The sequence below is a fragment of the Labrys miyagiensis genome (assembly GCF_030160835.1).
Taxonomy (GTDB): Bacteria; Pseudomonadota; Alphaproteobacteria; order Rhizobiales; family Labraceae; genus Labrys; species Labrys miyagiensis.
On sequence record NZ_BSPC01000049.1, the window covers coordinates 1 to 19,480 of the forward strand.

General features: G+C 59.8%; 13 protein-coding genes. 12 read left to right on the forward strand and 1 reads right to left on the reverse strand.

Annotated elements, in window-relative coordinates; translation table 11 throughout:
• From QQL24_RS22235 to QQL24_RS22260, 6 genes are all read left to right on the forward strand, one after another.
• The coding region (locus QQL24_RS22235) for a DUF302 domain-containing protein (protein WP_284314490.1) at window positions 1-412 on the forward strand (412 nt) is incomplete at its 5' end.
• Between the two features lie 142 nt (window positions 413-554).
• Complete coding sequence (locus tag QQL24_RS22240) at window positions 555-1,172, forward strand: IS6 family transposase (protein ID WP_431310734.1); 618 nt, start codon at window positions 555-557, stop codon at window positions 1,170-1,172.
• A gap of 309 nt (window positions 1,173-1,481) precedes the next feature.
• Entirely contained in the window at window positions 1,482-2,582 is a 1,101-nt protein-coding gene (gene ydiK / locus QQL24_RS22245; protein ID WP_284314492.1) for an AI-2E family transporter YdiK, read from the forward strand.
• Between the two features lie 101 nt (window positions 2,583-2,683).
• Window positions 2,684-3,391: an IS6 family transposase gene (locus QQL24_RS22250; RefSeq protein ID WP_284314493.1), complete on the forward strand. Its 708-nt coding sequence runs from the start codon at window positions 2,684-2,686 to the stop codon at window positions 3,389-3,391.
• A 447-nt stretch (window positions 3,392-3,838) separates the two neighbouring features.
• On the forward strand, window positions 3,839-4,333 hold the full coding sequence (locus QQL24_RS22255; protein ID WP_284314494.1) for a sulfocyanin-like copper-binding protein: 495 nt from the start codon (window positions 3,839-3,841) through the stop codon (window positions 4,331-4,333).
• Between the two features lie 75 nt (window positions 4,334-4,408).
• Window positions 4,409-5,443, forward strand: a complete 1,035-nt coding sequence (locus QQL24_RS22260; RefSeq protein ID WP_284314495.1) for a polysaccharide deacetylase family protein — start codon at window positions 4,409-4,411, stop codon at window positions 5,441-5,443.
• A gap of 212 nt (window positions 5,444-5,655) precedes the next feature.
• On the opposite strand, the gene QQL24_RS22265 is transcribed toward QQL24_RS22260, so the two are convergent.
• Window positions 5,656-6,801 carry an epoxide hydrolase family protein gene (locus tag QQL24_RS22265; protein WP_284314496.1) on the reverse strand — a complete coding sequence of 382 codons (1,146 nt, stop codon included), beginning with the start codon at window positions 6,799-6,801 and terminating at the stop codon, window positions 5,656-5,658.
• Window positions 6,802-7,351: 550 nt separating this feature from the next.
• Here QQL24_RS22265 and QQL24_RS22270 point away from each other — a divergent pair.
• The 6 genes from QQL24_RS22270 to QQL24_RS22295 all read left to right on the forward strand — a co-directional run bounded on the left by QQL24_RS22270 (window position 7,352) and on the right by QQL24_RS22295 (window position 18,793).
• On the forward strand, window positions 7,352-7,681 hold the full coding sequence (locus QQL24_RS22270) for a hypothetical protein (protein WP_284314497.1): 330 nt from the start codon (window positions 7,352-7,354) through the stop codon (window positions 7,679-7,681).
• Complete coding sequence (locus tag QQL24_RS22275) at window positions 7,656-8,783, forward strand: helix-turn-helix domain-containing protein (RefSeq protein WP_284314498.1); 1,128 nt, start codon at window positions 7,656-7,658, stop codon at window positions 8,781-8,783. Before QQL24_RS22270 ends, QQL24_RS22275 begins: the two co-directional genes overlap by 26 nt.
• A gap of 344 nt (window positions 8,784-9,127) precedes the next feature.
• Complete coding sequence (locus tag QQL24_RS22280) at window positions 9,128-9,391, forward strand: hypothetical protein (protein ID WP_284314499.1); 264 nt, start codon at window positions 9,128-9,130, stop codon at window positions 9,389-9,391.
• Window positions 9,392-9,415: 24 nt separating this feature from the next.
• The gene (locus QQL24_RS22285) at window positions 9,416-10,459 is read left to right on the forward strand and encodes a helix-turn-helix domain-containing protein (RefSeq protein WP_284314500.1); all 1,044 of its coding nucleotides are present in this window, start codon (window positions 9,416-9,418) and stop codon (window positions 10,457-10,459) included.
• A gap of 253 nt (window positions 10,460-10,712) precedes the next feature.
• Window positions 10,713-14,201 carry an autotransporter family protein gene (locus QQL24_RS22290; protein ID WP_284314501.1) on the forward strand — a complete coding sequence of 1,163 codons (3,489 nt, stop codon included), beginning with the start codon at window positions 10,713-10,715 and terminating at the stop codon, window positions 14,199-14,201.
• A 599-nt stretch (window positions 14,202-14,800) separates the two neighbouring features.
• A complete protein-coding gene (locus tag QQL24_RS22295) occupies window positions 14,801-18,793 on the forward strand; it encodes a beta strand repeat-containing protein (protein ID WP_284314502.1) in 3,993 nt (1,330 codons plus the stop codon).
• Window positions 18,794-19,480 lie beyond the last annotated feature (687 nt).

Below are 19,480 nucleotides of genomic sequence, written 5' to 3' on the forward strand. Positions count from 1 at the left end.
AAGGGAAACCCTCGAAGCGCTTGTTCCGCGCCTGGACGACGGCTTCCTGACCCTATTCCGTTTCGGCTTGATTGATCGGGCACGGCAAGAACTTGAGGCGGCGGCAATTCTTTCGATCTTTGGAAGCAGGGACCACGGCGCGCTCTTGGCAATTGCCGGTTTGAAGCGGCGGGCTGTTCAATATGACATTGGTAATCCGCTGACCGCGTCGCTGATGACTCGCCACAATATCTCAGCTGGTCTTTATGCACCCATTCGTGTCCTGCTTCGGGAAAGTCCCGAGGGCGAAGTCGCATTTGAGTACGATCGGCCGGTTTCGACCTTCGGGCAGTTTGGCAACGAGAGAGTCGATATTATTGCTCGGAAGCTCGACAAAGATCTGGAGAATATCCTGAGCAAAGCCGCGATTTGACTGTGTCAGAGTAAATTGCCCGAGGCTGGTCCGGAAGGGTAGGGCAGAGAGGATGGCGCATCCCAAGCCCAATCCGTTTCGCTATTTCAATTCGTCGCCGGAGGTGATCCGCCTGGCCGTGATGATGTAGGTGCGTTACCCCTTGTCTTTGAGGAATGTTGAGGACCTGCTGTGTGAGCGCGGCATCGACATCTGCCATGAGACGGTGAGATTTTGGTGGAACCGCTTCGGCCCGCTGTTCGCCGGTGCCATCCGCAAGAGGCGGATGAGGGATGGCAACTTAAGCTGTGAACGCTGGCATATCGATGAGGTTTTCGTGAAGGTCAACGGCGAGCTCCACTATCTTTGGCGGGCCGTCGATCACGAGGGCGAGGTGTTGGAGTTCTTCGTCAGCAAGACTCGGGACAAGACTCAAGCGTTGAAATTCCTTAAGAAAGCCATGAAGCGCTATGGTCGTCCTGAGGTCATCGTCACCGACGGCTTGCGCTCCCATGGCGCTGCCATGCGGGAAATCGGCAACCTCGAGCGCCGGGAAATCGGCCGCTGGAAGAACAACCGGGCCGAGAATTCTCACCAACCATTTCGACGGCGAGAGGCGGCGATGCTCCTATTCCGGAAGACAAAGAGTCTCCAGAAATTTGTCGCGGTCCATAGCCAGATCCACAACCACTTCAATTCGGAGCACCACCTCGCCAGTCGAGAAACCTACAAGCAGAGACGCTCGGCCGCCTTGGCAGAGTGGCGAGCCATCGCAGCCTGAACCAAGGCTCGGTTTGGCCTTCTGGCACTTGCTGGAACCAGCCTGCAGTTGCGCTGACAGCGCCCGTTAGGCAAATCGATTTGCGCTGAAGATATTTTGTTGTGCCCGATTCAGTCACGAAGAGCTTTCCCGAATTCTCGAAGTTTGTCAGACCGTTAGGCTCCCGAAAGGGCTTCGATCACCACACAAATTGAGGAAGAGCCCTATTAGCTACAGTGCGACACATCCGTCGTAAGCTCGGATCGCTTGCATCGTGGCGCTTGCCAGGACGATATTAAGTTGTGAACACTCCGGTTTTCGGGGCGCAGCATGCCGCAGAGCCATCAGGACATCGGGCGCATCACCCTTAACGTACTGTTTATCGGAGGGCTGCTGCTCGCCAGCTTCTTTGTTTTACGGCCGTTCCTGCCCGCAATCTTGTGGGCGACCACGCTCGTGCTGGCGACCTGGCCTCTAATGCGCTGGGTCGAGCGCCATGTCGGCAATCGACGTGGCATCGCGGTGCTGATCATGACGGCCTTGATCCTAATGCTGCTGATCGTGCCGCTCTGGCTCGCGGTCAGCAAAGTAGTCACAAATCTCGACGTGATCGCCGATCTCTTGCGCAAGATCCTCTTGATGCGCATTCCAGCGCCACCACCGTGGCTCGCCGACGTGCCGATCGTTGGGGCGCGCATCGCGGATACTTGGGAAGGCCTGACCTCGACCGGCGTCCAGGACCTCGCCGCAACCTGGCTCGCGCCCTATGCCGGCACCGCTACACAATGGCTGGCCTCAGTCGCGGGAAGCCTTGGCGGGCTACTAGTGCAACTCCTCCTGTCGACGGTGCTCGCCGCGGTCCTTTACGCAGGTGGTGAGAACGCCGGCGCCTATATGCTTCGCTTCGGCCGGCGCATGGCGCGCGAACGCGGCGAGCGGGCCGTCGCTCTCGCAGGACAGGCGATCCGAGCCGTTGCGCTCGGTGTAGTCGTGACTGCGCTTGTCCAGAGTCTCATCGGAGGGATAGGACTCGTTGCGGTGGGCGTCGATTTCGCAGCGCTGCTCACTGCATTGATGTTCATTCTGTGCCTTGTTCAGGTCGGGCCCGGCTTCGTCCTCTTACCGGCGGTGATCTGGCTATTCTATTCGGGGGAGGTGATCCGAGGCGCCGCGTTGCTGGCCTTCACGCTGGTTGCCGGGACAATTGACCAGATCATACGGCCGGTCCTCATCCGGCGCGGCGCCAATCTACCGTTGCTCCTGATCATGGCTGGCGTGATCGGGGGATTGATCACCTTCGGCCTACTAGGCATCTTCATAGGCCCGACGGTTCTTGCTGTGGCCTATACACTGCTGACCGCCTGGATTTCCGAGGATGATGAGCCGCAGTCGGAAGAGCTTCCTGCTGTCGAACCCTTGGCAAAACGATAGCGGATCAAACGAATGTAACTCCGAAGCAAAGAAGGCGCAGTATCGGTTGGGCTCTGTCAGGGCAAATTGCAGAGAGTGGTCTGGAAGGGTAGGGAGCGAGGATGGCGCATCCCAAGCCCAATCCGTTTCGCTATTTCAATTCGTCGCCGGAGGTGATCCGCCTGGCCGTGATGATGTACGTGCGTTACCCCTTGTCTTTGAGGAATGTTGAGAACCTGCTGCATGAGCGCGGCATCGACATCTGCCATGAGACGGTGAGATTTTGGTGGAACCGCTTCGGCCCGCTGTTCGCCGGTGCCATCCGCAAGAGGCGGATGAGGGATGGCAACTTCAGCTGTGAACGCTGGCATATCGATGAGGTTTTCGTGAAGGTCAACGGCGAGCTCCACTATCTTTGGCGGGCCGTCGATCACGAGGGCGAGGTGCTGGAGTTCTTCGTCAGCAAGACCCGGGACAAGACCCAAGCGTTGAAATTCCTTAAGAAAGCCATGAAGCGCTATGGTCGTCCTGAGGTCATCGTCACCGACGGGTTGCGCTCCCATGGCGCTGCCATGCGGGAAATCGGCAACCTCGAGCGCCGGGAAGTCGGCCGCTGGAAGAACAACCGGGCCGAGAATTCTCACCAACCATTTCGACGGCGAGAGGCGGCGATGCTCCTATTCCGGAAGACAAAGAGTCTCCAGAAATTTGTCGCGGTCCATAGCCAGATCCACAACCACTTCAATTCGGAGCGCCACCTCGTCAACCGAGAAACCTACAAGCAGAGACGCTCGGCCGCCTTGGCAGAGTGGCGAGCCATCGCAGCCTGAACCAAGGTTCGGTCTGGCCTTCTTGCTCTTGCTGGAACCAGCCTGCAATTGCGCTGACAGCGCCGCGCGCAGTATTGTTCCACGAGCGCTGCGAAATCCATAATCGACCATAAGAAACCAGGCATTTCGCGCCTCCGGTCTCAATCTCGTCGTCACCGCCATCATTTACTTGGGGGGCACGACAGTATTGATCCAGGTCATAGATTGTGTCCGGATCGAGGCGGCTCGCAGAAGGCAGGTCCATCAAAAGGGAATACTGTAGCCAGATTCGGCCATTTGATATTTTCGGGGTCGGCAAACAGGTCTCTGGAGAACCGGGCGCTCCAGATCGCGGAGGTAATTGTGTGAACCTTGATCCACCTCAAAGCCTTTGCTTGTGCAATGGCCATGATCAGGTGCGAGCCGATCCGTCGAGAAGGTCGAAGGAGGTTTGCGAGGAGAATGACGATGGCAGCCGGCAAAATGTATTTGGGTCAGTTGGCGACCTGTCTAGCACTCGCATTTCCGTTAAATGCGGCATCTGCCGCTTCGATCGTTAAGGTCGAGCTTTGGGATAAGGGCGCCGAGACGCCGATGGCGACCGATATGGCCTTTGCAAAGTCGGGATCCGATCCGTCGAAAGCAACCATGGGTATGAGACTATCCAGATCAAGTGTCCCGGCTGGAATTGTCATCTTCCAGGTCAAGAATTCGTCCAAGGACACAGTTCATGAGATGATTGTCATGTATCTTGCAGACCCGACCAAGCCCCTGCCTTATATCGACAAAGACAGCAAGGTCGATGAAGATAAGGCTGGCGATAAAGGCGAGGTTTCGGAGCTTGAACCAGGAAAGTCGGGGTCGCTGCAAGTCCCACTCAAAGCAGGAAAATATCTTCTGATTTGTAATGTGACCGGGCACTTCGCTGCTGGCATGTGGACACAGTTTGAGGTCACGAAATAAGCCTTCGCCGGCGAGGCGTAAGCGCCAAATCTACTCGCCTCGCGCTGCCACCTAGACGAGGGCAGTGACGTACGGATGCATGCCGCCTCGGTGACGATCATCCCTGCGAAGGAATGGCCAACCAGGACCATGGCCGGAGCGATCATCACTGCTGAAAGAGCTGTCCGGTCCAGTGATATCAATCCGGGCATCAAAATTGCTTGCTTGGGCCACGAGCAACCCGTGCATACTAAACCAACATACTTGGCTCAACCCCACTCAATCAGTCGACTGCCGGCTATCAATCAGCGCCCCCATACAAGGCTCTCCTTGCCCCGTTTTCATTCTCTTCGTCTGGCGCTGTTGCTGGCACTGTCCCTTGGGCAGGCCCTGGCGGGAACGTCACAGGACGTGCCGCCACCGCTCGTGCCCTGCGTGGCACTGAGCTTTGACGACGGACCGGACACGACGCTAACTCCGCGCCTCCTCGACATTCTTGCCCGCGAAGGAGTACACGCCACGTTCTTCGTGGTTGGCAAGCGGCTTGCCTATTCGCCAGGGCTGGTGAGACGCGCTTTTCTGGAAGGCCACGAGATCGGCAACCACACCTACGATCATCGCCGGCTCACCGACCTGCCCGACGACGAGGTAGTGGCCGAAATCGAATTGACCGATGAAGCCATCATAGCCGAGACCGGCCACCGACCCGATCGCATTCGACCACCTTGGGGGCAGATCGATGCCCGGGTTGAGACGGCGCTGCGCAAAGCCGGTTTATGGCGCAAGATCACCCCATGGAACCTCGATTCACTTGACTGGCTCGACGACGACGCCAGCATAACAGAGCTACTCACTTCGGCGGCGCCGCCGGGATCGGTCATCTTGATGCATGACGTCCATGCCAGCACGATCGAAGCAGTGCCCAGCATCATCCGCAACCTCAAGGCGCGAGGTTTTCATTTTTCGACGATTTCGGGGCTGGAAACCTGCCGGGGCGGCAAACCGCAGGGGCTCACAGTAGCCACTACGCTGGCCGGCCGGATACCAACCGACGCCTCCAAGAGCCTCGCCCAGGCGTTACGCGAGTTCAAGCCATTCGAAGATTATATCATTCATCGTTTCGGTTCTTAGGCCATGCATGGCTGATTCGAACGCGGGACTTTAATCCAACGTCTCAGTCCTGACGCCCGGATCCACCTGCGCTGACAGCCAAAAAAGGAGGGCGATGGGAAGCACTGGATTCGCTGAACGGGAAGTATGGGAATTTGTTCGGGGCGGATTTCCTTTTTATCCCTTGCCTGCCCTCCGATCGTTCCAGAGCGAGCGGTCGAATAATCGGACCTTCATCGCAACTTGCGGAAGAAGGCGCAGATGTCTTTGGCCAGCAGCGCAGGCTGTTCCATGGCGGCGAAATGACCGCCGCGCGGCATTTCGGTCCAGTGCCGGACATCGTAGATGCGCTCCGCCCAGGCTCTCGGCGGGCGGGTAATTTCCTTGGGGAAGCGCGCATGGCCGAACGGCGGCAGGACGCGCCGACCCGGAACTATCAACGGGGGTGCGAGCGCACGTTCCTTGTACAGCCGAAGGCTCGAGGTGATGTTGCCGGTGAACCAGTAGATTGAGATATTGGTCAGCAGTTCGTCTTTGGTAAAAACCGCCTCCACGTCGCCGCCGCAATCGCTCCAGACCCGGAATTTCTCTGCAATCCACCCAGCCAGACCGATCGGCGTGTCAGTGAGCGCATAGCCGAGCGTCTGGGGACGCGTGCCCTGTATATGGGCATAGCCGCCCTCCACATCCACCCAGTGGGCGACCTCGGCAATGTAGGCCCGTTCTGCCTCGGTCAGTTCCGCGGCATCGACGGGCGGTTGCGGCATTCGGAAGATGAAGTTCTGATGGATGCCAGCAACATGCTCCGCATCGGCCAGCGCCACCGCCGTGGTGACCGCAGCGCCCCAGTCGCCGCCCTGCGCACCGTATCGCCCATAGCCGAGGCCAGCCATTAGCTTAGCCCATAAAGTGCCGATTTGCGCTGGGCCCGTGCCCGATTGGGATGGCCTTCCTGAAAAGCCGTAGCCAGGCAGCGAGGGGATCACTAGGTCGAAGGCGTCGGCTGCATCGCCGCCATGTGCAGCCGGGTCGCTCAGCAACGGAATGACTTTCTCGAACTCGATGAACGAGCCGGGCCAGCCATGCGTGATTATCAAAGGCAGTGGGTCAGGGCCCTTGCCCCGAACGTGGACGAAATGGATGTCCAGGCCATCGATCGTGGCCATGAACTGCGGCAGAGTGTTCAGACGCGCCTCTTGCGTCCTCCAGTCGAACTCATTGCGCCAGTATCGCGCCAAGCCCTGCAACCAGGGCAGGTTGGTGCCCCAGCCGCCATCGTCGTCGTTGATCTCGTCCGGCCAGCGAGTGCGGTCGAGCCGAGAGTGCAGGTCAGCGATCGCATCGTCGTTTATGCCAATGCGGTAGGGACGGACATGCATGGCTGGGCTCCACGATGGCTGGACGGCTGACGCCCGACGCTGCCACTTACTATAGGGCGCGGGTACGTGTTCGACCACCTCCCCTTAGCCGACTGCGAGACGCACACGCAGCGCCGTCAGATTCGCATATCGGCGCTTATGGTCGGTCGACTGGCGCAAGGGCCTTTGGCCTAGGCCAATACAAAGCGACCGTGCGAGGATGGTCGCTTGCGCCCTCGCGAACGTGATTGTTCATCTGCCTAATTCCCGAAAGCAGACCATCGCCTCGGTGGCGGACTAACCAGGCGCCGTCAGTTAGGCCCCAACTGCCCGGAATTTAACGCGCTCAAAAGCACATTCTTGGGAAGGTTTCGTCGCCTGTTGCTGCATTGCATCATGTCCGGGGTTTCCCCGGCATTGCTTAGTTTTTCAGCAACAAGCCCCTTGCTCGACCCGGCCGAACATTGTCCTTAAGGAGAATTGTAAGACGAATTATATCCTTTTGGGTGACATTTCTATGCAGCGCGAATGCTCGCTAAGCCTTTTGAGGTATGATCGGCGCAAGCAGCCCATGGGCGGCAGTACGGCCGTCGCTGGCGGCCATTCCGAGCCCTGGTATGGGGGCATCGACCTTGAGACCGGCAACTGCATCGACTGGTTTCGCGTCGATGGCAGCGTTCCCAAGATCTACGTCGTCGCCATGAGCGTCGTCGCTTGCCCGATGTTGCTCGGCTTCAACTCCCACGGCGGCAACAACCGCTACATCGTCTCCGACACCGTGGTCCGATACAGGCAGAGCCGTCGGCCTAAGCAATCAGTACGCACGACTTCGATCAACCTGCCCACCGACATGTCAATCTATGCCGAGCATCAAAATGACCAAGCCAGTGCGCAGGCATAATAACGAAGCCGCCGGGATCGGCCGTACAGCGTCGGACGGAAGACTTCGTGAAGAAGCACGTTCCTGGGAACGGCTAGTGACCAATAGTGCACCAGCCGCTGCGATCGACCGCGCTCCGCTGCCGCGCGAACCGCGCAACATCGGAGACATCACGCCGGCGCCACCGCAGGTTCTATCTACACTCCCCTATGATCGGTCCGAGCACTTCTCGGTTTGGAAAGCCCGGATTAGTTCGCTGAGCGATGTCGGCCTCCCGGATGGCAAGAGCCTCGCGGAAGGGTTTGAAGTCGAATATATGAACTGCAACATGGCAGAGGTCGTGTTCAATTCGGGGTACTTCGGCACTCAAACGTTTAAATGTCTTCCTCGACGGTTGCGCCGCCCCGCCATCAACCATTGGTTCCTATTCCACATGCGATCTGGCGAAGCTTGGTTCGAAACCGGCGAGCGCCGGATTCACGCTCGTCCGGGCGCGATATTTTTGATCTCCCTCGATGACGATTTTCGAGGTCGCATCAGGGATTACGATGGCCAACTCCTTATACTACCGCGCGAAGCTTTCGCGGCGGCGGTTGGCGATGGCCTCGATAGACTGTCAAATATTCTTCTCTCCGGCAGTCTGATAGAACTCCTCTGCGACTATTTGAGGGATCTGGAAACGCGGGTCGTACGCATGTCTCCAGACGAGCTCGGAGTGGCGGGACGGGCCACCGTCGAAATGATTGCGACCTGTGTCCGGCCGTCACTTGACCGGTTGGAGCAGACGGGCGCTTCCCTTGAATCCGCGCTCTCAAGGCGCGCGCGCATTCATATTCAAAAGCACTTGCATGAGCTGGATCTCACGCCGGAGCACTTGGCGAACCAGCTCGGCATTTCGCGCTCGAAGCTGTACAGAGCTTTCGAGGACGTCGGCGGCGTTACCGGATACATTCAGCGGCAGCGCTTGCACGCCGCCCATGCTGAGCTTGCCTCCAACACCGACAAGCAAGTGCAGGAGATCGCCTATCGCTACGGCTTCAACTTTGCATCGGATTTCGCGCGTGCGTTCCGTCGCGAGTTTGGCTACAGCCCGCGAGAGGCACGCAATCGTCAGCGCCGCTGACCGACTGTGGTTTGCGATACCTCAGACCGAATGCGATCGATCGGGCTCGGCACAACATACCTCCTTTTTGAGACGGTCTGCTTGCTATTGGGACGAGATGCTCGGTGACTCAGGCGTATTCGTGGCTATTATCGTGCAGCATCATAGTTAAGGTTGCTCTGACGTAACAATATAACTGATCGCTACAGATTTTTCGAAGAAATTACTATGAAACGACATGGTTACGCCAGTCGTAGGCTTGTGGAATGTCAAGAAAAGTAAGCTTACCTCGGGTGTATGCTGCACGCACTAACGGCGGTTTGCTGCCTGTCAGGACCTGCTGCCGATTGATGGCGGTTCTCCGCATGGCCCATGACACGCTCGGCGTACGGCCCAAAGCTCAGGGCCTTGGTAAAGTCGGGCTTGGCGGGATCTTGGCCGTGGCGATTGGTGCGATGAGCATCACGGTGATCCCGCAGGTGGCGAACGCGCAGAACTATACCGCAGGCGGTGGAATTGCGGCAGGCGGCAATGCGGTGGCAATCGGCACAAGCAGCGAGGTCGGTGCCGCAGGCGGCGATCCCGTGGCCTTACAGCCAACTCCCGTCGGCAGCTTCGCGGGTGCTTAGAAACTCGAATAGCGATGTTGAGATATGCCACGTAGTAGTTTCAACACGGCGCCTCCTGCGACGGGCGGATGGCTTACGAGCGCTTCCAGCGCGGAACGGCAAGCAGCTAAAAAGCAAGCCCTAGACACCACGCAGACGCCAAAAAGAGACTTATCGACATCGCCAGTTGCACCTCCTTCCAAGAGCGACCCGCCGTATCCCCTGGAGCAGCACGCCAACATCCACCTGATCGTGACCAGCGAGGGGTTGGGATGGAAGGGCTTTTGCGTTTCGCGACAGAAGGAGGAGCCGCATAAACGCACTCACTCGCCGCGCCCCCACCTTCTTATTGGACTCACGGTGAGCGGATCCGGTTTAGCGATAGAGCGATTGAATGGGGTGTCCGTTCATACGAGTGTTTTGCCGAATAGATTTATTATCATCCCTCCGTATTCGGACTTCGATATCAATATAAATAATACAATAGAAACAATATATCTTTGTATACATCAAAATATTGTTGATGAAATTACGAAAGGATTATCTGGAGATGGTGTTGGGTCGGTGGGAATATCGCCAAGTATCTCATTTTTCAGCCCTCTCCTTGAGCAGCTTGTATCCGAAGTCTGCCACTTGGCTCGAATGAAGCGCTCAAGCTCGGCAAGCTATGCCGGTCACCTGATCAGAGCCATAGCCGCTCATGTCGTTGAGAACCACTCGGCCGTTTCAACGTCGGCACAAGATCAAAAGGCTATCAAAGGATTGTCGCCTCGGAATCTAAATCTGGTTATAGAATTTATTGATAAAAACCTGTCGAAGTCACTTTCTCTTGAAGATATTGCATCCGTCTGTGACCTTAGCTCAAGTCACTTTACGCGTTTGTTTCGAAGCTCAACCAGCCTTACACCCCATCAGTATCTCTTACGAAGACGCATCGACACGGCCCAACGTCTGCTTATCGAAAGTGGAATGTCGATCTCCGAAATTGCCTTCGAATGTGGTTTTGCTGATCAAGTGCATTTTACACAAACTTTTCGCAGATTTACCGGCAAGGCTCCTGGTGCATTCCGAAAGGCGCATTGGCCATAGTGTTGCGAAACTGCATCGGATTATCAAAAAAAACTTCAGATGGTGCGAATTCAATATCGGCAGCAATTTTACATAAGACGTTCTCCCTTCGAAAATCAATAAGTGCGGCCTCGTGCAGTAATGGATATGCATGAAGGGAGAATCCGAGATGTCAGTTATTTTGTGATGCTTTCGCAAATAGTAAATTATCAATAATTTCACGATCTCAACAAGACTGGCGCATTCTTGCCTCTCCAAAATAAAGCAGAAATACATGGCATCTGGCGATTCGGCGTTGGCGCGCACTTGGCGTGCTCGGTCTGGCAAATTCGACCTTTTTAATTCGACATCTTTCCGGATCCTGGTGGTCGCGGCAATACTGGCGCTATTGAATGTCGGAGCGTCGCCCGCTCTTGCTGATGGAAATGGCGGTAACGGCAGCGGTGGCTGCAGCCCCGGAGGTGGCGGTGGCGGTGGCAATGGTGTTGGGGGGGTCGCTTTCAATGGTCCTTGTGGCGCGACGAGCGGTGCCAATGGTTCTGCCAATGGCACGGGCGGCGACGGCGGCACAGGCGGAACGTTTACGCCTGGTGGCCCTGCTGGTGGCGCCGGCGGCGCTGGGGGTATTGCGGGGACGGCAGGCAACCCCAACGGTTCTAGCGGCGCCACCGGGAGCACAGGCGCCACCAACACTTCCTCGATCGTAACCCAGCCTGGCGCAGGCGGCGGTGGCGGCGGTGGTGGCGCAGGCTTTGTCGGATCGTCATTACCGATCGGAACCATCATTGGCGGCGCTGGTGGTAATGGCGGAACTGCCGGCGTTTCCGCGATTGCGGGCGGTAACGGCAGCGATGGCGGCAGCGGTGGCGGCGGTGGCGCCGGCGCGGTGCTCAGCGGTGGTGGCAGCACAACCACGATCGGAACCATCACTGGCGGCAACGGTGGCAATGGTGGTGCGAGCTCGGCAGGCAGCCTGGGCGGCGCAGGACAGCACGGCGGCTTCGCGAATTATGCCGGTCAAGGCGGTAATGGTGGTGCCGGCGTCTGGAGTACGGGTGTCAACGTCACCAACGGCGTGAATGTTGTTGGCGGCAGCGGCGGTGCCGGTGGGGCGAACGGCAACGGTGCCGACGGCGGTGCAGGCGCTGCTGGCGGTGACGCCCAAACCCTCGGTGCGTTTTCCGCCGGTGGCGCTGGTGGTTCGGCCGTAACCGGTTCCGGCTTCACGCTGACCAACGCGAGTTCCGGCATTCTCGCGGGCGGTAGCGGTGGTACCGGCGGCAATGGCGGCCTTGGTGGCGACGGTAATGGCGGCGCCGGTGGCAAAGGTGGTAGTGGCAGCTCTGGCGGCGGAGGTGGGGGCGGCGTCAACGGCACCGGAATCACGATCAATAACGCCGGCACTATTCAAGGCGGCAATGGCGGCGTCGGTGGCAATGGCGGCAATGGTGGCACGGGTACAACCGCAGGTGCCGGCGGCGCAGGCGGCAATGGTGGCAGCGGCGGTGCGGCCATCGTTGATTCGGATGCGACCATCACCAACACCGGCACCATCCAGGGCGGCAGCGGTGGCGCCGTGGGAACTCCAGGAGCCGGAGGGGTCGCCGGCACGATTGACGCCGGCGGTATTGGCATCGTGGGTTCCGGCCTCAATGTCGTCGATTCCGGCGCGATCGCCGGCGGCTTGAGCGGCACGACGCGCTCGAATGCCATCACCTTCACCGGCGGCGCCAACCGGCTCGAAGTGCAGGCGGGCTACAACATCGCCGGCAATGTGCAGGCGTTCAGCAATGCCGACACGTTCGCGTTGGGCGGCGGCGCCAACGCGAGCCTCGACGCGGGGTTGATCGGCTCGCAATTCCTAGGTTTTGGCAACTACCAGAAAACCGGTACCAGCACGTGGACGCTGACCAGTACGACGAGCGTTGCAACCGCCTGGAGCATCGACCAAGGCATTCTGTCGGTTTCGTCCGACGCCAATCTTGGCGCGGCGGGAACGGGCCTGACCCTCAACGGCGGCACGCTGCAGGCGACAGCCTCTTTCTCAGACAGCAATCGGCCGATCACCATCACGGCGAACAACGGCGGCATCGATGTGACGGGCGGCAATACGCTGACCTGGACGGGCGCGATTACCGGCCCGGGGGGCTTGACCAAGACGAACACCGGCACCTTGGTGCTGTCCGCGACCAACACTTATGCCGGTGCGACGACGGTCTCGGCCGGCACGTTGCAAGCGGCGGCTGGGGGCGGGTTCAGCTCCGGCTCCGACTTCACCGTAGCGAGTGGCGCGACGCTTGATGCCAATGGCTTCAACGGGACAGTGAATTCGCTGTCAAATGCCGGCATTGTCGCGACCAATCTCAAAGGCGGCACGCCCGGCTCGACGCTGACCGTGACAGGAAATTATGTCGGCAATGGCGGTACATTGATACTCAACACCTTTCTGGGCGATGATGCTTCGCCCACGGATAAGCTGATAGTGAACGGCAATGTCACTGGCAGCACGCTGCTTGATATCCGCAATGTCGGTGGTCCCGGCGCCCCGACCACGGCGAACGGTATCGAGGTGGTGGAGGTCGGCGGCACTTCGACCTCTGATGCCTTCCGTCTGAAGGCCGCAGTTGCGGTCGGCGCTTATGACTATAACCTCCATTATTCCGGCCTCACGCCGTCAGCCGCCGATCAGAACTGGTATCTGCGTTCGATGGCGTCGCTGAGCCCAGCGTCGCAGACCGTGTTGCCCTATCTGAACACGCTCGGCAATTTCGCAGATGCCACGCTCGGCACGCTGCAGCAGCGCACCGGCAACCGGATCTGGCCGAACGGGGCGCCGACCCAGACGATCTGGTGCAACGATCCGGCGCAGAATTATCGCTGCACGCCGACGGCGGTGCAGAACGGCGTGCATGCCGGAACGCCGGTAATCTATGGCCAGGGTGCCTGGGGCCGCATCGCCGGGCTCTATTCATCCTATGATCCCAAGGTCGGCGCTTCCTACAGGCAGGGCCTCGGCTTCCTGCAGGCGGGTTATGAGGGCGTGGCCTACGAGGCAGCGGGTGGGGACCTGACCTTCGGCAGCTATGCCACGATCGGCACCTCCTCGACGCGCATCGCGGTGACGCCCGATCCCGTTTCAGGCGCGGCGCGGGCGAAGGGCAAGATCACCACGAACGGATATGGCCTTGGTGTGAACGCGACCTGGCTCGGCGATGACGGGCTCTATGCCGATGCGATCGGCCAGTTCCTCTGGTTCGATTCGGACATTTCCACCAAGGGCGGCCACAACCAGGGCTGGGCCAGCGTGGCCAGCCTGGAGGTGGGCAAGCGTTTTGATCTTAGCTCGAACTGGGCGCTGGTGCCGCAAGCGCAATTGGCCTGGACCCATGCCGATTTTTCGAGTTTCCGCGACGATCTCGGCAATCCGATCTCGGCGGGTCGGGGCGACAGCCTGAAAGGACGGCTGGGGTTGCGGGTCGAGAATCTGACATCCTGGCAGGACAGCAACGGTAACACGCAGCGCTTGCAGCTCTACGGCATCGCCAACCTCACCTATGATTTTCTGGATGGCACGCAGGTGGAGGTGGCTGGGGTGACGCTCGACCAAAAGGATCGCCGCCTGTGGGGTGAGATCGGCGCCGGCGCCACCTATAGCTTGAGCGCCAATTGGAGCGTCTATGGCGAGGCCAACTATGCTCATGCCTTCGCCAGCGGTGACAACTATACCGCCAAGGGCACGGCAGGGCTGCGATATAGATGGTAGGCTCTCTCATTCTATAGCCGCCTCGACCCATCACCGCGGACCGCACACGAGGTCCGGAAAGAGGTCCACTCCTTCCGGGTTGATTGAAACAGCCTGCGACAGACTGTGCAGGAAAGGCCTCATCCCAAATGGTTCGCGGCCATAATTCGGTTCCAAGGGGCAATCGTGGCCCCTTGGCGATCAGATTTCGCGCGTGCATTCCGTCTCGAGTTTGGCTTCAGCCCGCGAGAGGCACGCAATCGTCAGCGCCGCTGACCGACTGGGTTTGCGATACCTCAGACCAAATGCGATCGATCAGGCCTGGCACAACATACCTCCTTTTTTGAGACGGTCTGCTTGCTATTGGGACGAGCTGCTCGGTGACTCGGGCCTATTCGTGGCTATTATGGTGCAGCATCATAATTAAGGTCGTACTTACGCAACAATCAGACTGATCTCTGCAAATTATACGAAGGAAGTACTATGAAACGGCGCGGTCGCGCCGGCCGTAGGCTTGTGGAATGTCAAGAAAAGTAAGTTTACCTAAGGTGTATACTGCGCGCACCAATGGCGGTTTGCTGCCTGTCAGGACCTGCCGTCGACTGATGGCGGTTCTGCGGATGACCGATGACGCGCTCGGCGCGCGGCCCAAAGCTCGGGGACTTGGTAAATTCGCGCTTGGCGGGCTCTTGGCCGTGGCGATTGGTGCGATGAGCATCACGGTGATCCCGCAGGTGGCGAACGCTCAGAACTATACTGCCGGTGGTGGAACCGCGGCAGGCGGCAACGCGGTGGCGATCGGTACGAGCAGCCAAGCCAGTGCCACAGGCGGCGCTCCCGTGGCCTTGGGAGATGGCGCCAAAGCGGTCGTCACCGGGCTAGGCGGCTCTCCCATTGCCATCGGCACGAATGCCAATGCAAGCGGAACAGCCCCTACTGGCTTTACTTTTGAAGCGGTTGCGATCGGCAATGGAGCCGCCGCTACGGGGCCATGGGCCACGAGCGTCGGTACGACCGCTTCTGCAACAGGGACCGGAGCCAGCGCCTTCGGTACATCCGCCAATGCGTCGGCAAACCAGACCACAGCGATCGGAAATGGGGCGGCGGCCTCCGCCCTCGAAGCGACGGCGGTCGGCTACCTGGCCAATTCATCGGGACAATACGCGGTGGCTCTCGGCTGGAATGCGGCGGCCGCAGGCTCCGGCGGAATGGCGCTGGGCGCCGGTACTGTCGCTAGCAACGTCAATGCGGTCGCACTCGGCGTTGACGCCAGTGCCACCGGAGCCGGCGCCAGCGCCTTGGGGACCTTTGCCAGTGCCAAGGGAAGTAATTCCACTGCGGTCGGTGTCAGCTCCACGGCCAGCGCCAACTTTGCATTCGCCGCAGGCTGGTCGGCCAGCGCCAGCGCCGTCAATGCCTTTGCTGGGGGCTATCAGGCCGCTGCGTCGGGGGCAAACTCGACTGCGCTTGGTCCTCTTGCCACTGCGTCGGGGGATTCCGGGACCGCCCTGGGCAACCAAGCGCAAGTGCTGGCCTTCGGCGGGGTTGCGCTGGGGTCGGGTGCAGTGGTTGGCAGCGCGGCGACCTCCGGCGTCGCGCTCGGCAACAACGCGAACTCCAGCGGCGCATACTCCACTGCGGTCGGGGTCGGGGCAACGGCCCTCGCGACGGGTGCCGTGGCGCTCGGCGGCAACGCGACCGTGGGCGCCAGCGCCTCAGGCGTCAATGCCATCGCCGTTGGCGGGCAATCAGCCGCCAGCGCGGCCAGCGCCATCGCCATCGGCACGAATGCAACGGCCAATTCCGCCGAGGCGGTCGCCATGGGAACCAATGCGGTGGCGACCGGCGGCAAGGCGGTGTCTATCGGCTCGGGCAACGTCGCCAACGGCAATGGCGCGGTGGCGCTCGGCGACCCCAACACCGCGACCGGCAATGGCGCGGTCGCGAGCGGCATGGACAATACGGCGACCGGCAACGGCTCGGTCGCGATGGGCAACACGAACCTAGTCGGCGGCGGCGGGCAGGCGGTCGGCACGGCTGGTACGGCCGCGCAAGGAGCTGTCGGCGTCGGCTATCAGAATACAGTCGTTGGCCAGGGCGCGGTGGCGCTCGGAAACAGCAACAACGCCCAGGGCCAGGGTTCCCTGGCGCTGGGCAACACCAGCAGTGCGCTCGGCGCTGGCTCGCTAGCGTTCGGCGACACGGCGATCGCCAACAACGCTGGCGACGTGGCACTGGGATCGGGGTCGGTGACGGCGGCGGCGGTTGGCACGACCAGCACCGTGATCAACGGCGTGACATATACGTTCGCGGGCACGACCCCGACCAGCACGGTTAGCGTTGGCGCGGCGGGCAAGGAGCGCACCGTCACCAATGTTGCAGCAGGCCAGATCACGGCAACATCCACCGATGCGGTTAACGGGAGCGAACTCTATGCCACCAATCAGGCGATCACTGGCCTTGGGACCACAACCAACAATCTAGGCAATACGACGGCGACCACAATCGGAGGCGGGGCGACCTACGATCCGACGACGGGCAACATCAGCGGCTTCAGCCAGGACATTTCCGGCATCAGCACCACCGGCGCGGTGGACGCACCCACGGCGAAGACGACGGTTGGCGATGCGCTGACGGCGCTAGACACCAACACGACGAACCTGGCCAATATCGCGGTCAAATATGACGACACAACCCAGAGCCAGATCACCCTGGGTGCGACGGGCGGCACCGGCGCAGGCGCACCGGTAACGATCACCAACCTTGCCAATGGCGCGGTGACCTCGACCTCGACCGATGCGGTCAATGGCAGCCAGCTCTATGATGTCAGCCAGACCGCGAGCAAGGGCTGGAATCTCACCGCCAATGGCGTGAACTCCAGCAATGTCGCGCCGGGCGACACAGTCGACCTGAACAACACCGATGGCAATCTTGCCATCACCAAAACGGACAACGCCGTCACCTTTAACCTCTCTCCCGACGTGACTATCGCCGACAGCCTGTCGGTGGGTGGCACCTCCGTCACCACCAACGGCCTGACCATCGCGGGCGGTCCGAGCGTGACGACGACGGGTATCGATGCGGCCGGCACGAAGATCACCAATGTAGCCGCCGGCACCATCTCGGCAACATCCACGGATGCGGTGAATGGCTCCCAACTTTACACGGCTGTCAACAATGCCACCGCCAATGCGGTCCAGTATGACGATGGCACGAAAAAGACCGTGACGCTGGGCGGAACTGGCGGAACGACGATCGCCAATCTGGCGAACGGCGCTGTTTCCGCGACCTCGACCGATGCCGTCAACGGCTCCCAGCTCTATGCGACGGCCACCAGCATTGCCAACACCCTGGGGGGATCCACGACGGTCAACGGTGCGGGTGAGGTCGTAGGATCCTCATTCAACGTGCAGGGGAATAGCTATTCGACCGTTTCGGATGCCTTCACAGCCGTCGACACCAATCTCACCACACTGAACAATTCCATCAGCAATATCCAAAATGGCGCGACCCTGAAGTATTTCACGGCTAACAGCACGCTTCCGGCAGCAGCGGCGGCCGGCACGGATGCGACCGCTGCAGGGCCGGCAACCTCTGCCAGTGGTGACCGTTCCGTCGCGATCGGTGCCAACGCGTCGACAGCGACTGGTGCTTCGGACAGCATTGCAATTGGCAGTTCGTCGAACGCGGGTGCCATTAACGCGGTCGCCATTGGCAGTGGTGCCCAGGTGACCACGGCCAACTCCGTGGCGATCGGTGCCGGCTCGACAGCGACCACGGCCCCGGTCGGCACTGCGAACGCGACCATTAACGGAACGACCTACGCATTCGCCGGCAGCTCACCTGTCGGTACCGTGAGTGTTGGCTCCCAAGGCGCAGAGCGCACGGTGTCCAACGTTGCAGCAGGTCAGCTGAGCGCGACCTCGACAGACGCCGTGAACGGTTCGCAGCTCTATGCGACCAACCAGGCGGTGGAGGCACTGTCAACAGGCGGTGCCGGGCCTGTGCAATATTCCAGCCCCGGCAGCCTCACCACGCCGAACGGCGGCATCGCGACGAACGATGTGACGCTTGTGGGCCAGGCCAACACCCCGGTCGGCGTCCACAACGTCAAGGCTGGCGAGGTAAGCGCCGCTTCCACCGATGCAATCAATGGCTCCCAGCTCTATGGGACGGCCTCGTCCGTGGCCACTGCTCTTGGCGGCGGCTCTACGGTGAATGCAGCCGGGCAAGTCTCGGCGCCAAGCTATAGCGTCGGCGGTAACAATTACAACAGTGTTGGTGGCGCTATCACGGCTCTGGACCAGCGCTTTGCCGGCATTGACGGCAACATAGCGGGTTTGCAGAAGCAGATTTCGAGCAACTACAAAAAGGCCAATTCCGGCATCGCCTCCGCGATGGCAGCTACCGGCCTTCGTTACGACGATCGTCCGGGGAAGGTCTCGGCTGCTGCTGCCCTGTCCGTCTATCACAGCCAGGTCGGCATCGCCGCTGGCATCGGCTGGACCTCGGAGAACTCGAAGTGGCGCGCCAATCTTGCTGGTACCTACTCGCCAAGCCAGAGCAAACCCGACTTTGGTGTCGTGGGTGGTCTGTCGTACACCCTGAACTGACGTAAGTGCTAGGCTTCGTAGTAGAGGTGTCGCATAAAACAGGGAGCTTCAGCGGAACGTCAAGAAGGGTAGGTTGGACGTGCTTATGCAGATAAAAGCTCGTGGTTTCTGTAAGTCTTTAGTTTGTGAGGGATCCGTGAACCAAATCGATGGCTTGCAAAAACTACAAAGTTGCAGCCCTTTGTAGTTTTCTGTGGTTTGTGACCATTGACGCACCCAGTACAGGGTCACTCATGCCTTCTATCATCTTCTAAAGTGGAGCAACGACTCCGTCGCTTGGCGGCTCCGTTGATAGAATGCCCTGACGCCAAAGTTCCGGCGGGAGTTACGCCCTTGCGGAACAGGGGCTACGGCCGTCAAAGGTATTTGGCAATTGGCGGATGACTTTAAGGCACGCATTCTAAAGTTCGATCTCGGCGTCGCTCTTGATTTGCGCCCACACCACGCGCGCTGCGGCCGTTCTAGTAAGGCACTTCCGGCAGCGCCATGTTCCGAACTGCATTTGGCCCAGAAAGAAGCCCGGCTGGGAGGTCAAGCACAACCGGGCTTCTATTTTAGGTCAGGGGTCTCGCAAACCCGCAGAAAGTGTAACCACCAGTCCTTATCCCGTCAATACTGCTACCATTCGACGCACCAGGCAAAAGTTAGCGTATTATAACGAATGCCTAAGCAAAAGCGCACCCGTGG